Origin of the sequence: Xanthomonas sp. LF06-19 (assembly GCF_034105425.1) — a bacterium.
Classification (GTDB): Bacteria; Pseudomonadota; Gammaproteobacteria; order Xanthomonadales; family Xanthomonadaceae; genus Xanthomonas_A; species Xanthomonas_A sontii.
The window spans coordinates 289,329-304,714 of the sequence record NZ_JAXGGH010000008.1 but is presented as its reverse complement, the minus strand read 5'-3'; the positions used below and the strand labels follow the sequence as shown (position 1 = coordinate 304,714).

The following is a 15,386-nucleotide window of genomic DNA, read 5'->3' as shown; positions in this document are numbered from 1 at the left end:
GGCTCACTGCATGACCAGGTCGGCCTGCGCGCCGCCGCGCACCACGCGCAGCACCAGTTGCGCCGGCTTGCGCGCGAAATTGGCGCGGTAGCTGGCCAGGTCGGCGAATTCGCCGACCGAGGCGGCCACCACGATGTCGCCGCTGGCCAGGCCGTTGCGCGCCGCACGGCTGCCCCGCGCCACGTTGCCGATCAGCACGCCGGAGATACCGGACTGGCGCAGCGATTCGGGCAGGTCGGCGAAGGTGGCGCCGCTCAGCCGCGGGTCCAGCGACTCGCCGCTGATCGCGCGCGGCTGTTCCTTGAGCGTGGCCTTGAGCTGCAGCGGCTTGCCGTCGCGGCGCACGTCCAGGGTGACCGTACTGCCCACCGGCTGCAGGCCCTCGTAGTTGTGCAGCGCCTCGGCACTGTCCAGGCGCTCGCCGTTGGCGCCGGTGATCACATCGCCCGGCTGCAGCCCGGCGGCCGCGGCCGCCGAGCCGGCCAGCACCCGCGTCACCAGCGCCCCGCGCGGCGCCGACAGGCCCAGGCCCTGCGCCATCTGCGAGGTCAGGTTCTGCGTCTCGATGCCCAGGGTGCCGCGGATCATCACCCCGTTGTTCTTGATCAACTGGTCGACCACCGCGCGCGCCAGGTTCGACGGGATCGCCAGGCCCAGGCCGATGTTGCCGGCCATGCTGCCCTGCGGGTTGAAGCTGGCGGTGTTGATGCCGACCAGTTCGCCGCGCAGGTCCACCAGTGCGCCGCCGGAGTTGCCGGGGTTGATCGAGGCGTCGGTCTGGATGAAGTTCTGGTAGCCCAGGCCGCGGATGCCGTTGCGGCCCATCGCCGAGACGATGCCGGAGGTGACGGTCTGGGTGAAGCCGAACGGGTTGCCGATGGCCGCGACGAAATCGCCCACGCGCAGCTTGTCGCTGTCGCCCAGGCGGATCTCGGTGAGGTTGTCGGCCTTGATCCGGATCAGCGCGATGTCGGTGTCCGCGTCCGAGCCCATGAACTCGGCCTTGAAGCTGCGCCCGTCGGCCAGGGTCACCTGCACGTCGTCGGCGTTCTCCACCACGTGGTGGTTGGTCAGCACGTAGCCGTTCTTCGCGTCGATGATCACACCCGAACCCAGCGACTCGTTGATGCGCTCCTGCGGGATGTCCGGGAACAGGCGGCGCAGGATCGGGTCGTTGAAGAACGGATTGCGCACCCGCACGACTTGCTTGGTGTTGATGCTCACCACCGCCGGCATCACCTTCTGCAGCATCGGCGCCAGCGACGGCAGCGGCTCGCCGGCCACCGCGGACGGCAGGCGCGCGGCCCCGGACAGCGGCGGCGCCGCGACCGGCGCGGCCTCGGCGCGGTTGTCCAGTTGCGCATTGATGGCGGTGGCGGCGAAACCGCCGAAGGCAGCGGCGGCGGTCAGGGTCAGCAGCGTGGGCAGCGGTCGCATGGGGTCGGTTTCCGGGGAACGCGGGAGACGTGGGGCAGATGGGCGCGCGTGCGCGTAAATCAAGATGAACGCGCGGCGTTTAACCGCCAGTGAAAGCGTTCCGACGCCGCCTGCGCAAGGCCGCCACGGCACCCCGCGTGCACACCCGCTCGATGTCACGTGATCGGCGCGCGACGACGTTGACAGTCGGCCTGCCCGGCGTTAGCGTTCACGCTTGCATTAGCCACTACATGTAGCGGTATCGATTCGGTACGGCACTAGAACTAGGGTTTTCTTCACCAGGACTTCACATCCAGGGGCGCGCTCGGCAGTGCATGACGGGACGGTGACAGGGGACGTCGCGGATTCGGGGAATTTCGGTCGGTCGAGGGCAGGCGCCGCGCGCGCTGCCGCGGCCGTCGCTGCCGTGCAGCGCAAGTGCGATATAGACAAGACACACGGCGGATGACCACCCATCCGCCCCATCGGGACAGGTTCGAGGAGAACACAGCAGAATGAGTACGGTGCGCCTGGAAGTCGTCCAGACCGGATCCAAGCACGACCCCATCCCGATGCAGCCGGCGTCGCAGGACATCTGGGACAAGAAGTATCGGCTCAAGACCAAGCAGGGCGATCCGCTGGATGCCGACATCGACGGCACCTACCTGCGCGTGGCCCGCGCGCTGGCCGACGCCGAGGTCGGCGAGGAGCAGCGCGCCCACTGGTTCGAGCGCTTCGCCTGGGCGCTGCGCCGCGGCGCGATCCCGGCCGGGCGCATCACCTCCAATGCCGGCGCGCAGGAACACAAGCCGGCCACCAGCACCATCAACTGCACCGTGTCGGGCACCATCACCGACTCGATGGACGGCATCCTGGAGAAGGTCCACGAGGCCGGGCTGACCCTCAAGGCCGGCTGCGGCATCGGCTACGAGTTCAGCACGCTGCGCCCGCGCGGCGCGTTCGTGGCCGGCGCCGGCGCCTACACCTCCGGGCCGATGTCGTTCATGGATATCTTCGACAAGATGTGCTTCACCGTGTCCTCGGCCGGCGGCCGCCGCGGCGCGCAGATGGGCACCTTCGACGTGTCCCACCCGGACGTGAAGGACTTCATCCGCGCCAAGCGCGAGGACGGGCGCCTGCGCCAGTTCAACCTGTCGCTGCTGATCACCGACGGCTTCATGCAGGCGGTGGAGCAGGACGCCGACTGGCCGCTGGTGTTCCCGGTGAACCGCAAGGAAGAGGCCGACGTCGACCTGGCCGACGCCAGCGCTGTGGTCTGGCGCGACTGGCCCACCCACAAGGACTACATCGTGCGTGACGACGGCCTGGTCGCGTGCAAGGTGTACGGGCACATCCGCGCCCGCCACCTGTGGGACATGATCATGGTCTCCACCTACGACTACGCCGAGCCGGGTTTCATCCTGATCGACCGCGTCAACGAAATGAACAACAACTGGTGGTGCGAGAACATCCGCGCGACCAACCCGTGTGTGACCGCCGATACCTGGGTGCAGACCGCCGAGGGGCCGCGTCAGGTCGCCGATCTGCTGGGAACGCCGTTCCTGGCGCGGGTCGATGGCGGCGACCATGCCACCGGTGCGGAGGGTTTCTTCAAGACCGCGCACAAGCAGGTGGTACGACTGCAGACGCAGGAAGGTTACGCGCTGCGCCTGACCGCAGACCACCGCGTGCGGCGCGTGGTGCGGCAGACCCGCTGGTCGCTGGACACCCAATGGTGCCAGGCGGACCAACTGGTCGCAGGCGACCGGGTGCTGCTCAACAATCACCGTGCCGGTGCGGAGTGGGGCGGCGCACGCAGCTATGAGGAGGGTTTCCTCCTCGGCATGCTGGTGGGCGATGGCACGCTCAAGCACGAAGCCGCCGTGTTGTCTGTCTGGTCGCAGGCCGCCGCCGTCAATGCGGCGCCGCTGGCACCGGTGGCGCTGATGGACGAAGCCCTGCGCTGCGCGCGCAGCCTGCCGCACCGTGCCGACTTCGCCGGCTGGAGCGAGGTGCGCGACCTTGGCGAGTACCGCCTAAAGTCGGCCGCATTACGCGATCTGGCGCTGGAGCTGGGCCTGCGTCCGGGCGACAAGACGATCACCCCGGCCGTCGAGAAGACCTCCAGCGATTTCCATCGCGGCTTCCTGCGTGGCCTGTTCGACACCGACGGCTCGGTGCAGGGCAGCCAGGAGAAGGGCGTCAGCGTGCGCCTGGCACAGTCCGACCTGGCGCGGCTGGAGGCAGCGCAGCGCATGCTGTTGCGGCTGGGCATCGCCTCGCAGATCTACCGCGACCCGCGCCCCGCCGGCACCGCGTTGCTCCCCGACGGGAACGGCGGCACGCGTGCCTACGCCACCAAGGCGCAGCACGAACTGGTCGTCAGCGGCGACAACCTCGATGCCTTCGCCCAACAGGTGGGCTTTGCCGACACCGCCAAGGCCAACCGCCTCAAGGCGCTGCTGTCCGGCTACCGTCGCCAGTTGAACCGCGAGCGCTTCGTGGCGACCGTGCAGTCGGTGGCCGCCGATGGGATCGAAGACGTCTACGACGTGCAGGTCCCCGGCATCAACACCTTCGACGGCAACGGTCTGCACGCCCACAATTGCGGCGAGCAACCATTGCCGCCCTACGGCGCCTGCCTGCTCGGCTCGATCAACCTCACCACCTTCGTGCGCGAGCCGTTCACCGAGCGCGCCCGCTTCGACTGGGAGGAATACAAGGAAGTGGTGCGGGTGTTCACCCGCATGCTCGACAACGTGGTCGAGGTCAACGGCCTGCCGCTGCAGCAGCAGCGCGACGAGATCATGCGCAAGCGCCGCCACGGCATGGGCTTCCTCGGCCTGGGCTCGACCATGACCATGCTGCGCATGAAGTACGGCAGCGCCGAGTCGTGCGAGTTCACCGAGTCCATCGCCCGCGAGATGGCCGTGGCCGGCTGGGAGACCGCGCTGTCGCTGGCCAAGGAGAAGGGCCCGGCGCCGATCATGCAGGAGACCTTCGAGGTCACCGCGGCGATGCTGCGGCAGCGCCCGGAGATGGTGCGCGATGGCTGGCGCGTCGGTGAGCACATCGAGGGCCGGCTGCTGCACGCCAGGTACAGTCGCTACATGCAGCGCATCGCCGAGGTGGCGCCGGCGCTGGTCGAGGAACTGGCCGAGGTGGGCGCGCGCTTCACCCACCACAGCTCCATCGCCCCCACCGGCACCATTTCGCTGAGTCTGGCCAACAATGCCTCCAACGGCATCGAACCGAGCTTCGCCCACCACTACAGCCGCAACGTGATCCGCGAGGGCAAGAAGAGCAAGGAGAAGGTGGACGTGTTCTCCTTCGAGCTGCTGGCCTACCGCCACCTGGTCAACGCCAAGGCGATGCCGTTCGCCGAGGACGCCGCCGCGCGCCTGCCGGACTACTTCATCGCCGCCGACGACATCCACCCCAAGGAACACGTGGACGTGCAGGCCGCCGCGCAGAAGTGGGTGGACAGCTCCATCTCCAAGACCGCCAACGTCCCCACCGACTATCCCTACGAGCAGTTCAAGGACATCTACCGCTACGCCCACCAGCAGGGGCTGAAGGGCTGCACCACGTTCCGCTTCAACCCGGCCGCCTTCCAGGGCGTGCTGGTGAAGGAAGCGGACCTGGAGAACACCACCTACCGCTTCGAGCTGGAAGACGGCAGCGTGGTCGAGGTCAAGGGCAACGAACAGATCGAATACGACGGCGAGATGCACACCGCCGCCAACCTGTTCGATGCGCTGAAAGAAGGGTATTACGGCAAGTTCTGACGCCGTCCCGTCTCCCCTTCGCGCCGGCGGAGGGGAGGGCGGCGGTGGAAGCCCTGGAGCGCGGCACGCCGTGCTTCCCCAACGCTTCCCCACCGTCCGCCGAATGTCGCCGTTTCCGGCTCCCCGCTTCGCTGCAATCGGTATAGCATCGCCCGCGTGACATAAACACTGACACCCTGAGGAGGGTTTTATGAGCAATGGGAATGGCGTCACGGCGACGCTGACGCAGGTCGCCGAGAACGTGAAAGAAACCGCCACCAACGTCGGCGAGACCATCGCCGCCACCGCCAGCGAGGCCGTTGCCACGGTCAAGCAGACCGCCGAGACCGTGCAGAAGCGCGTGCAGGACCAGGTCGCCAAGACCCGCAAGGCGGTGAAGAAGGCCGAGAAGGCCGTCGCCAAGCGCGCCGAGAAGGCCGGCAAGGCCGTCAAGAAGACCGTCGCCAGCGCGCGCAAGAAGCTGGAAGCGGCCAAGGCCAGCGCCCAGGCCGAAGCGGCCGCGCTGACCAAGGGCGGCAAGAAGACCGCCAAGAAGGCGGCTGCGAAGAAGGCACCGGCGAAGAAGGCCGCTGCCAAGAAGGCCGTTGCGAAGAAGGCTCCGGCCAAGAAAGTGACCGCCAAGAAGGCCGCGCCGAAGAAGGCGGTCAAGAAGGTCGCCGCCAAGAAGGCCGTTGCCAAGAAGGCAGTGAAGAAAGCGGCGAAGAAGGTTGCAGCGAAGAAGACCGTCGCCAAGAAAGCGGTGAAGAAGGTCGCCAAGGCGGTCAAGAAGAGCACCGCCAAGGTCGCCAAGAAGAGCGCCGCCGTGAAGAAGACCGCCGTGCGCAAGGCCGCCGGCAAGAAGGCCGCGGCCACCCGCGCCAAGAAGTAAGCCGTCCCGTCGCACCCTCTCTCCCGTGCGCGGGAGAGAGGCCGGGCCCACGCCCGTCCCGCTCCGCCTTCCAGGAACGCACGCCTCATGGCCATCAAGATCGACCAGAAAATCAAGGGCTACGCCGTCGTCACCCCCGAGGACAAGGCGCGCGACGCCGCCGCCGCGGTGCCCGCTTCGTCGATCGACCGTGCCACCGCCGAGGCCGAAGCGCCGGCGGACAACATCATCCACATGCACGAGCGCATCGAGCGCCCGGACGTGCTGATCGGCAGCACCTACAAGATCAAGTCGCCGTTGGTGGAACACGCCATGTACGTGACCCTCAACGACATCGTGCTCAACGCCGGCACCGAACACGAACTGCGCCGCCCGTTCGAAATCTTCGTCAACTCCAAGTCCATGGAGCATTTCCAGTGGATCGTGGCGCTGACCCGCATCATGTCCGCCGTGTTCCGCAAGGGCGGCGACGTGACCTTCCTGGTCGACGAGATGAAGGCCGTGTTCGACCCCAAGGGCGGCTACTTCAAGGCCGGTGGCGTGTACATGCCGTCGCTGGTCGCCGAACTGGGCAGCATCGTCGAAGAGCACATGAAGTCGATCGGCCTGCTGCACGACCCGGAAATGAGCGACCACCAGCGCGCGCTGATCGCCGAGAAGCGCAAGCAGTACGAAGAGCGCTCAAAAAAAAACAGTGAAGTGAGCAAGGTGGTTCCTTCTCCTGCGGGAGAAGGTGCCCGCAGGGCGGATGAGGGGGCGGTGTCCGCCGACTCCACCGCCGACCACGAAGAGGACATCGCCGTCACCGGCGACGGCGCGAGTTTCCCGCCGTCGGCCACGATGTGCCACAAGTGCAATACCAAGGCGCTCGTCATTATGGATGGGTGTGCGACTTGTTTGAATTGTGGGTATTCGAAGTGCGGGTGAGGCTTAAATTTATTCGGGTGCGAAAAGTTGAATTTTGCCAAATATTCAAAGAGGTTGAATTAGCTTTCCTTCCCAGTCAATTAGCCGATGCTCAACGCCTTCCGTGACATCATTGAAGACGCTTTCTGATTCGTCGAAAGACGCAGCCACAATGCTCTGCAAGCCTGTCTCTGCAGCGAGGCGCAGTAAAAGCTCGCGCTGGCTTTCCCAGCGCATCGAATGCTGGCCGGGCTCATCAAAAAGTATTAGGCCCAGGTGATTTCCTGGCGAATATTTATTTGCTGAAGTCTGATAAAGTCCTAGCAAATAGCTCCAGATCAGTCGAACAAAATCGCTAGCGCTAGAATCAGCTTTAATATCAGTTTTGGACTGCTTACTCAGTATCTCACGCAGCTCAATCTGAGCAAGGCCAGGCACTAAGGAGTCGCGGTTGATTTGTATTTCTGAAATGTTTGAGACACTCTCATAACCAAATGATCCGGCATTTGCACGAAAGTTCTTTTCAAAGATAGAAATTTTTTGTTCATCAGCCTCGGTGTATTGCTTGGATGGCAGATTGCGCCGTGCGAGCTGGTTGGCTGCAAGTCTGTCCGAAATACTCTTCAGGACACTCGACTGACGCACTGCGTCACTTTCTAATTTCTGTAAGCGTTCAACCTCTATCTCAATTTTTACTTGTCTGCGCAAGTTGGCTTTTGATTGCGATGCTGACGAACCAAGATCATTTCGAAGCGCGATCATGTGGTCGCGCTTCGATGCCAGCTGAGCAGCAAGCCCCGCGATTGTTGCCGATGACTCTTTGATGCCCTCTGTAACTCCAGAAATCTGTCGTTGAAGCATCCTGCTTTGGCTCTCCAAATAACCGATGTTAGTTTGGAGGTCCATCTGGGGGCCGGTCAGAGTTTCTCCTAATAGGCTGTCCTCAACAGACTGATGGCATGTTGGGCAAATGCCTGTGGCCAGTTCTATCGCTTGACTGGCTCCCAATTCCTGCAATTTTTGAGCGGCTTTGTTCCTGTCCAAATCATTTTTGGCCTCCCTTAAGAGCTCTTCATACTCTGCCAAAGATGCTCGCTGAAGCGACAAGTTTGAAGTCGCTCTCTCATGCATCACGCTTAGAGATTGTATTTCCTGCTCGGTCGCTTCTAGTTCTTTGAGGTGATTGAGGTTGTTAGAATCTGTGGAAGAATCTGATTTTCTGCGTAGCTCTTGGTGCTCAGTAAGAAGCTTTGCAATGTAATCGGCTAAGAAAATGGTGCCAGACTCAATGGTTCGGAAGAGTCTGACTTGTTCGGGATTGAATGTTGCCTTAGGTTGAGGGGGGACGTCTGCCAAGACAAAGCCTAGTGTCGCTGCTTCTCGTTGAAGCTCATCTAGGGTTCTTCGCCAATTATGATCAATGGTAACGGCTTCGGCGTTCAGCCGGTTCCGCAATGAGATCGTTTCAAAAACACCAAGGCCCAGTATATACTCGGCTACGCGTGCGCGCGCATCACGAATTCCATAGAGCGGGATGTTTGCAATGTAATCAGTCCATCCACGCTTCTGTTCTACGGCGTGAGCTGCAAAAATTGTCTGAATGTAGAGTTTTACCTCTGGTCCATTGGTCGTAGCTACTTTCGGAAGATCAATTTTTAGAAATCTTTCAAGAAAATAAAAGAAACCCTCGCCTTTTTGGGCGCTACCAGGGTCATGAAGGTAAGTGGGCGTGGTATTTTCGAAGGAGAGCGCTTCTGTCAGAACTGCGGCGTGAACAATTTCGACTAGTTTGCTATCGCGGTTATTATCGCGAATCGCTCTCCGCAGGGTGGCAATATCGCCATCACGATTCTCGATCTCAACCAGTATCTCAGAAGAAATTATCTCTATCTTTTCTCCTTGATGATCGAAGTAGTCTCGAACCGCATAAGGAAGTACTTGAGCCCCCTTTCCTCCCACTAGTTCTTCCATGCCAATGGAGTAGAGAAGTGAATTGAAGAATGTGCTCTTCCCGCTTGAGTTTCCTCCGCGTATAACTGTTAATTGGCGGGAAAACAAGAAGGCGAATCCAAAGAGCCCTTTCTGAGTCTGAATCTGTAGTCGTAATGCTCTAATGATCACTTCGCATCCCATCCCTTGGCCACTTCATCAACCATGCTTTCACTGATGTTTTTTCCAATTTCTTTAAGGAGTTCTTTCTCGGACTCCAAGACGCCAGGCTTTTCCATGATCGATTTCGCAAAAATTTTACCCATGTCACTTAGCTCATACCCACTTCTAGCTGCGATTACAAGACCTTCAGCGGTCGCATATCGTAAAGCGATAGCTAGGGCGGGATCGAAGCCCCACGCGGGTACATTGAGGCTCTTCGATCTCGCAGCTTGAGACAGGCGCTGTCCACGTTCTGGAGCCTTAAATGCCCAGTTAAAAAGATGCAGCTTTGTCAGGCTGCATCTGTTCGCGCGTGATGCTATGTGGAGTACCAAGATCAGCTGTGCGATCTTGTACATAGGGCGGTGCTCCGGAAGAATCGGAGTCGGCCGGCGGCGAAAGTGCAGGCGAGTTGGTTCATTCATAGTCGAGTGTACAAATTGCGAGCCAACGAGCAACCATGTATCTCGCCACGGCATCCGCCGTAGTCTCGGTCATCTCAGAGCCAATACCCATAAGCCGCTTCTCAAGATCTTGGCGAAGCTTGATGGTTAGGTCTTCAGGGGTGCCAGTCCAAGTCATTGCTTGCTCTTGGACGCGATGTTCGAATTCGCTAATTAGTCTAGCAAGTTTGAAATAGAGCGTCGGAGCATTCTTTTCGATTCGTCGAAAATAACCATCTGATTCTAAAAAGCTGTCGAGAGTTATTTGATGTAGTTTTGCAACTGTCGACGCATGGTTCAGAGTGTTAGCCTTCGGTGCGAGCCTGGCTTTGCTCTTCCTTAGGACGTTCTTTTCATAGACTTCTTGCAATTCTTCCAACGCGGCAAGAGCAGCTGGTCCCGTGCCGAAATCTAAACCCTCTCCTGCCGCGGACCGGATTTCGTTGATCTCTAAAAGATAGTAGTCTGCATCATGAAGTTGGATGGTGAAGTCGTCCGTGAGAAAAGGTAAACCCCAGGATCGAACCTCTTTCTCTTTGGCTCGAGCATGCATAATCAAGGCGTTGTCGCCAATCTCTGGGGTGACTAGGCGCCATACAGAAATCTTTGTGTCCCCGAAAATTCTGCTTAGTTGGCTTTGGTATGTTTTTAATTTATTTAGATCTGTTGTGATTTTGTCACGCTGGTGCTCATAGAGCTCCTTTCGCGTGTAGTGATTATCAGGGCAGTAACATTGAAAGGCATGTCCAGTAGAAGAGCAGTAGCCTTCAAGTCCGAAGTCCCCGGGAGACGCCGGAATGTGTTGATATCCGTCCGTAGAGTACTTCTTTTTAAAAACCTGCTGGCAAAGCGTTTCCCAGCTTGCGCCGTCGAAAGTGCCTACGCTGGTCTTAAGCATGCCGAAATCCAATCAGCCATATTTCCGTCCTGCTCGTTTAAAGGCCCTTTGGGCAACCCTCTGAACGAGTTTAGCCACAATGGGGTAACTCTTGCAATCTGAATAGCGAAGCATCCTTCTTATAAATCTCAAGGCTGCCTCTATTGCGTAGACAATCAGTTGCGTTTCATCGGAGATTGTTGACAACCATCTTGGGTTGAGGTGATTACTAAGCTCGTTGCATCAAATCACGCAGCCGGGCTTGGCAGCCCGATCACTCAGGCGCACCAGCGCCCATCTTCGATGCCAGGCGTTTTTTTGCCCGGCATTCTCGTGGGCGATAGCTCGCATGTGTAATGGCAGGCGGTACGCGGAGGCCGCAAGGCCTGCCTGTCCCTGAGTCTAGCTACTGGGGTCAGAGTAGAATGTTGGACCCCGCCTCCATTCCTGACAGGGGCGTGCAGAGATGGATCATCGCGGCCGCCACGCGAGCATATGGATAGCATGCCAATATGGACTCTCGTATCACCACTCCCGACGCCCTCGAAGCCCTATATGCCCAACCAGTCGAGCGCGCCGTACGCAAACAAATCGACCATCTGAATGCCGACTACCAAGCGTTCGTGCAAGCATCGCCGTTCGTAGTGCTGGCCTCGGCCGGCGTCGAGGGCCTAGACTGCTCACCGCGTGGCGATACGCCGGGATTCGTGCAGATGCTGGATGCACGCACGCTGGCGCTGCCGGATCGGCCGGGCAACAACCGCATCGATACCCTGCGCAACCTGCTGCAGGATCCGCGGCTGTCGTTGCTGTTCCTGATTCCCGGTATCGGCGAGACCTTGCGCGTGAATGGCCGTGCGGAGATCCGGGTCGATCCGGAGCTGTTGGTGCGGTTCGCGGTCGGCGAGCGTTTGCCGCGCAGCGTGATCGTGGTGCACATCGAGGCGGTGTACTTCCACTGCGCCAAGGCGATCGTGCGCTCGCAGCTGTGGGACCCAGCGCGGCACCTGCCGCGCGATCGCCTGCCCAGCCCCGGCACCATGCACGCGCATCTGGCCGATGGCGCGTTCGACGCCGAGACCTACGACCGGGAACTGCCGCAGCGCACCCGGGACGCGCTGTACTAGCTTGACTGGATTGGTATGCGCGCCGTGCCGCGCGCATAACGCCGCGCCGGGTTGAACTGCACGCCGCCGCATGACGCCGCCACCGATGTCCCCGGTCATGCCACCCTGCTACGGTACGCCCCTGGTGGGAAGCGGCGACGACGCCGTTCCGGCGCGCAGCGAACGACAGGGGGGTGTGGATGCAGGGACGTGGGGAACCGTCAGGCGGTTGGGGTGAACTACTGCTGGTCACGGCAGTGGCGTTCGGGTTGCCGATCTACTGGAGTGCGCTGGCGGTGCTGGCGCCGGTGGCGGCGCCTGCGTTCTCCGACGCGAGCCTGTGGGGCATGGTGTTCTACGAGCTGCTGGTCTTGGCGCTGTTGCTGCCGACGCTGTGGTTCCGTGGCTGGACGGCGCAGGTGCTGGGGCTGCAGTGGCAGGCGCGCGACATCGGCGTGGGCCTGGCGCTGTTGGCCGCCTGCGTGGTGGCGACCTATCCGTTGAACCTGTTGAACGACAGCGTGGCGGCCGAGGTGAATCCGTCGATGGACGCGATGGTGGCCGGGCCGCTGTCGGCCGGCGTGGTGGTGCTGGTCTCGCTGCTCAATCCGATCTTCGAGGAAGTGTTCGTCTGCGCCTACGTGATCCGCGCGCTGGAGCGGCGGCACAGCCCGGCGTTCGCGGTGAACGTGAGCGTGGCGATCCGCGCGTCGTACCACCTCTATCAGGGGCCGGTCGGCACCATCGCCATCGTGGTGATAGGGCTGATCCTGGGCTGGTGGGTGGCGCGCACCGGGCGGCTGTGGCCGGCGATCGTGGCGCATGCCGCGCTGGATTTGCTGGGATTGATGGTCTACGTCTGATGCGCTGGGCGCGCGCGCCGGCAGGGTGACGTGCACCGGCTGGTCGCAGCGTCGGCATGCGCGAGCCCGGCCGCCCATTCCATCGACGACACGGCGTCGGCCACCATGCCTGATCACTCCAGCGCCGGTGGTCGCCCGCCCGTTGGCTGGATTCGCGGCGGCGGACTCACCGAAGCGGTCGCTGCCGTAGACAGCTTGATTCCTGAACGGGCCTGCGCTTTCGCTGCTGTATGTCACGCTTTAGAGTCGAACAACAAGGACGTGTCGCCCGCTGGACAACGGGGGAAGGTCCGGGTTCCCGCTGCTCGATCACCTCGCCCACGGCGCAGCGCCGTGCGCGGCGCGCGCAGCGCGGGTCGCAACGCTTTCAGGGGAGAAGCGGGATGGCGTCGACCGAGGATCTGCCAGAACCTCATCCGTTGTTCGAGCTGCTGTCGGGCGAGATCAGCGACCGCGAACTGCGTCGCTGCCTGCGCGTGGTGCGCCTGCACCTGGGCATGGACGTGGCGTTCCTGTCGCGCTTCCGGGAAACCGACCGCGTGCTGGATCACGTGGACGGGCCGCCCGACGGGCCGATCCACGAAGGCCAGATCCTGCCGTTCGCCGACGGCTACTGCATGGGCGTGGTCCGCGGCGAGTTGCCGCAGCTCATTCCGGATACCTCATTGGTGCCGGCGGCGCAGTGCATCCCGGCGACGTGGCAGATCCCGATCGGCGCGCACATGAGCGTGCCGATCCAGGTGGGCGGGCGGATCTACGGCACGCTGTGCTGTTTCAGCTTCCTGCCCAGGCACGACCTGGGCGAGCGCGACATCGGCATGTTGCGTGCGTTCGCCGAGATCTTCGCGCTGCGCCTGCACGAGGTGGAGGCGCACAAGCTGGAACGGCAGGCGATGATCGACGAGATCGACGGCGCGCTGGCGGCGGGTGCGCCGCGCATCGTGTTCCAGCCGGTGTTCGCGCTGCAGGGGCTGCTCCTGCATGGATTCGAGTGCCTGTCGCGTTTCGACGTCGTGCCGCAACGTGGGCCTGCGCAGTGGTTCCAGCAGGCCGAACTGGCCGGTGTCGGCATTCGCCTGGAGCTGCACGTGCTGGCCAAGGCGCTGGCGTATCTGAGGCGCTTCCCGCCGCAGTACCGGCTCAGCGTGAACATGTCGCCGGAACTGATCATGTCCGCGTCCCTGGCGGGGCTGCTCGGCGACGACACCGAGGTGACGCGCCTGACCCTGGAGATCACCGAGCACGCCATCGTGCGCAACTACCAGGCGCTGGCGCAGGCGCTGGCACCGCTGCGCGAGCGCGGCGCGCAGGTGGCGGTGGACGATGCCGGTGCCGGCTACGCCAGCATGCGCCACATCCTGCAGTTGCAGCCGGACGTCATCAAGCTCGACATGAGCATCACCCAGTGCATCCATTCCGACCGCAGCCGCCGCGCGCTGGCCAAGGGGCTGACCAACTTCGCCCACGAGATCGGCACGCGGGTGGTGGCCGAAGGTGTGGAGACGGCGCAGGAACTGGACGCGCTGCGCGAGCTGCAGGTCGATCTGGTGCAGGGGTATTTCCTGTCACGGCCGCTGTCGGAGGATGCGGCGCTGGCCCTGGCGCTGTCCGACGCCGGCTGAGCCGCGGTTCGTCCTTGCAGGCGCGGCGCGATCGATCGAAAGCTTCGCCGATGCAGGCCTGCGGCCGATCACGCGGCGTCCTCTACCACGGCACCACGCGGCCCAGGTAATCCAGGTAGTGCAGGCCGCCGCGGCCATGGGCGGCATCGATGGTGTGGAGCAGGGACGGGATGCTGTCGTCGATGGACAGGCGCGCCTGCGGCCTGCCCATGTCGGTGCGCACCCAGCCGGGCGGCTCGGACTTGATCGCATTGGTGCCGGCCTCGTTCATGGCGGCGCAGCCCGACATGCTGCGCGAGCCTGCTTGCACGTTCGCGCTGCCGGTGGTCACCGAGCCCATCACCGTATCGATGTTGTGGCATCCGCGCCTGGAGCACGATGCTGCGCATCGCTGGCTCCGCGGCCTGTTTCTGTCCGAGTTCCGCTCGCGCGTGCCGCTGCGCTGAGTCGCACAGGCCGTTGCTGTCGGGATGCGACATCGGTACTGGTCCGCCGCCGCGGCGATGCCGCACACTTGCCGGCTCTGATCGAAGGCAGGAACAGGCGATGGCACGGCGATACGGATGGAGCGCGATGCTGGTGGGGCTGGTGGCGTTCGCCGCGGCGGCGGCCGGCCCCGCACCCGGCGAATACAGCACCAAGGAAGGCTGGGGCAGCATGCGGGTCATCGAGAAGGGCGGCGCGCTCCAGTTCGACCTGTTGTCGGTCGGCGCCAACGGCCACACCTGCTCGCTGTCGGGCACGCTGCAGGGCGACAAGGCGGAGGTGAACGATGCCGGCGACGTGCCGTGCAAGCTCGCCTTCAAGCCGGTGCCGGGCGGGTTCAACGTGGCCGCGCTGACCGAGGAAAGCTGCCGCGACTATTGCGGCATGCGCGCCAGCTTCGAGGGCGACTACCTGCAGTTGCCGGCCGGCTGCACCGCCGCGGCCAGCAGCCGGCGGCGCGAGGCGTATCTGCAGGACTATCGCGGCAAGCGCTACGACAAGGCGCTGGCCGGCATGCAGGCGTTCGCAGGCGAGTGTGGCGGCTTCCTCAACTGGCTCGATCGCGACCGCTTCGCCAACGACCGCGCCATCACGTTGCTGCGCCTGGGCCGGCCGCAGGAATGCCTGGCGACGCTGGACGGCACCCTGGCCGGCCGCAGCCACGACGAGGCCTCGTTCCAGGCGGAACTGGAAAAGCAGAGCACCATGCTGCCGCCCAGCGACTGGGACGCCTACCTGCCGATCGCCAAGTCCACTTGGTTCAACCGCAAGCTGTGCGAGGCGGCCAGGCGCTGACAGACGCTGTGTCGGTGCGGCGCGCCGATGGCCGCTGCACCGGGGGCCGTCCGCCGCTGCGAGAC

13 protein-coding genes are annotated in these 15,386 nt (G+C 62.9%); 8 read left to right on the top strand and 5 right to left on the bottom strand.

Going from position 1 to position 15,386, the window contains the following annotated elements; translation table 11 throughout:
- Positions 1 to 3 precede the first annotated feature (3 nt).
- Positions 4 to 1,437: a Do family serine endopeptidase gene (locus SLW55_RS16965; RefSeq protein ID WP_267085014.1), complete on the bottom strand. Its 1,434-nt coding sequence runs from the start codon at positions 1,435 to 1,437 to the stop codon at positions 4 to 6.
- A gap of 494 nt (positions 1,438 to 1,931) precedes the next feature.
- Here SLW55_RS16965 and SLW55_RS16960 point away from each other — a divergent pair, with 494 nt between their 5' ends.
- From SLW55_RS16960 to SLW55_RS16950, 3 genes are all read left to right on the top strand, one after another.
- The gene (locus SLW55_RS16960; protein ID WP_320745454.1) at positions 1,932 to 5,204 is read left to right on the top strand and encodes an LAGLIDADG family homing endonuclease; all 3,273 of its coding nucleotides are present in this window, start codon (positions 1,932 to 1,934) and stop codon (positions 5,202 to 5,204) included.
- Between the two features lie 190 nt (positions 5,205 to 5,394).
- On the top strand, positions 5,395 to 6,072 hold the full coding sequence (locus tag SLW55_RS16955) for a hypothetical protein (protein WP_148829550.1): 678 nt from the start codon (positions 5,395 to 5,397) through the stop codon (positions 6,070 to 6,072).
- An 87-nt stretch (positions 6,073 to 6,159) separates the two neighbouring features.
- Complete coding sequence (locus SLW55_RS16950) at positions 6,160 to 6,999, top strand: NrdJb (protein ID WP_267097802.1); 840 nt, start codon at positions 6,160 to 6,162, stop codon at positions 6,997 to 6,999.
- A 45-nt stretch (positions 7,000 to 7,044) separates the two neighbouring features.
- Here SLW55_RS16950 and SLW55_RS16945 read toward each other — a convergent pair whose 3' ends face one another.
- From SLW55_RS16945 to SLW55_RS16935, 3 genes are read right to left on the bottom strand one after another with little or no spacing between them, the layout of a single operon-like run.
- Positions 7,045 to 9,036 carry a hypothetical protein gene (locus SLW55_RS16945; protein ID WP_320745452.1) on the bottom strand — a complete coding sequence of 664 codons (1,992 nt, stop codon included), beginning with the start codon at positions 9,034 to 9,036 and terminating at the stop codon, positions 7,045 to 7,047.
- 59 nt (positions 9,037 to 9,095) lie between these two features.
- The gene (locus SLW55_RS16940; RefSeq protein ID WP_267095834.1) at positions 9,096 to 9,488 is read right to left on the bottom strand and encodes a hypothetical protein; all 393 of its coding nucleotides are present in this window, start codon (positions 9,486 to 9,488) and stop codon (positions 9,096 to 9,098) included.
- 58 nt (positions 9,489 to 9,546) lie between these two features.
- On the bottom strand, positions 9,547 to 10,470 hold the full coding sequence (locus SLW55_RS16935) for a hypothetical protein (protein ID WP_320745450.1): 924 nt from the start codon (positions 10,468 to 10,470) through the stop codon (positions 9,547 to 9,549).
- A 491-nt stretch (positions 10,471 to 10,961) separates the two neighbouring features.
- On the opposite strand from SLW55_RS16935, the gene SLW55_RS16930 reads away from it, so the two are divergent.
- From SLW55_RS16930 to SLW55_RS16920, 3 genes are all read left to right on the top strand, one after another.
- Entirely contained in the window at positions 10,962 to 11,576 is a 615-nt protein-coding gene (locus SLW55_RS16930) for a pyridoxamine 5'-phosphate oxidase family protein (protein ID WP_320745448.1), read from the top strand.
- A 236-nt stretch (positions 11,577 to 11,812) separates the two neighbouring features.
- The gene (locus SLW55_RS16925) at positions 11,813 to 12,418 is read left to right on the top strand and encodes a CPBP family intramembrane glutamic endopeptidase (RefSeq protein ID WP_226978583.1); all 606 of its coding nucleotides are present in this window, start codon (positions 11,813 to 11,815) and stop codon (positions 12,416 to 12,418) included.
- Between the two features lie 383 nt (positions 12,419 to 12,801).
- A complete protein-coding gene (locus SLW55_RS16920) occupies positions 12,802 to 14,040 on the top strand; it encodes an EAL domain-containing protein (RefSeq protein ID WP_320745446.1) in 1,239 nt (412 codons plus the stop codon).
- Positions 14,041 to 14,122: 82 nt separating this feature from the next.
- On the opposite strand, the gene SLW55_RS16915 is transcribed toward SLW55_RS16920, so the two are convergent.
- Entirely contained in the window at positions 14,123 to 14,311 is a 189-nt protein-coding gene (locus SLW55_RS16915; protein ID WP_320745445.1) for a hypothetical protein, read from the bottom strand.
- Between SLW55_RS16915 and SLW55_RS16910 the strand changes: the two genes are divergently transcribed.
- On the top strand, positions 14,310 to 14,486 hold the full coding sequence (locus SLW55_RS16910) for a hypothetical protein (RefSeq protein ID WP_017916390.1): 177 nt from the start codon (positions 14,310 to 14,312) through the stop codon (positions 14,484 to 14,486). The two genes, SLW55_RS16915 and SLW55_RS16910, sit on opposite strands and share 2 nt — an antisense overlap.
- A 100-nt stretch (positions 14,487 to 14,586) precedes the next feature.
- Complete coding sequence (locus tag SLW55_RS16905) at positions 14,587 to 15,321, top strand: hypothetical protein (RefSeq protein ID WP_320745443.1); 735 nt, start codon at positions 14,587 to 14,589, stop codon at positions 15,319 to 15,321.
- The last annotated feature ends 65 nt before the right edge of the window (positions 15,322 to 15,386 follow it).

Bases quoted from the DNA above. Each gene is read 5' to 3' on its own strand.
- SLW55_RS16965 (WP_267085014.1), bottom strand. From the start codon at position 1,437: ATGCGACCGCTGCCCACGCTGCTGACCCTGACCGCCGCCGCTGCCTTC.
- SLW55_RS16960 (WP_320745454.1), top strand. From the start codon at position 1,932: ATGAGTACGGTGCGCCTGGAAGTCGTCCAGACCGGATCCAAGCACGAC.
- SLW55_RS16955 (WP_148829550.1), top strand. From the start codon at position 5,395: ATGAGCAATGGGAATGGCGTCACGGCGACGCTGACGCAGGTCGCCGAG.
- SLW55_RS16950 (WP_267097802.1), top strand. From the start codon at position 6,160: ATGGCCATCAAGATCGACCAGAAAATCAAGGGCTACGCCGTCGTCACC.
- SLW55_RS16940 (WP_267095834.1), bottom strand. From the start codon at position 9,488: ATGTACAAGATCGCACAGCTGATCTTGGTACTCCACATAGCATCACGC.
- SLW55_RS16935 (WP_320745450.1), bottom strand. From the start codon at position 10,470: ATGCTTAAGACCAGCGTAGGCACTTTCGACGGCGCAAGCTGGGAAACG.
- SLW55_RS16930 (WP_320745448.1), top strand. From the start codon at position 10,962: ATGGACTCTCGTATCACCACTCCCGACGCCCTCGAAGCCCTATATGCC.
- SLW55_RS16920 (WP_320745446.1), top strand. From the start codon at position 12,802: ATGGCGTCGACCGAGGATCTGCCAGAACCTCATCCGTTGTTCGAGCTG.
- SLW55_RS16910 (WP_017916390.1), top strand. From the start codon at position 14,310: ATGGCGGCGCAGCCCGACATGCTGCGCGAGCCTGCTTGCACGTTCGCG.
- SLW55_RS16915 (WP_320745445.1), bottom strand. From the start codon at position 14,311: ATGAACGAGGCCGGCACCAATGCGATCAAGTCCGAGCCGCCCGGCTGG.
- SLW55_RS16905 (WP_320745443.1), top strand. From the start codon at position 14,587: ATGGCACGGCGATACGGATGGAGCGCGATGCTGGTGGGGCTGGTGGCG.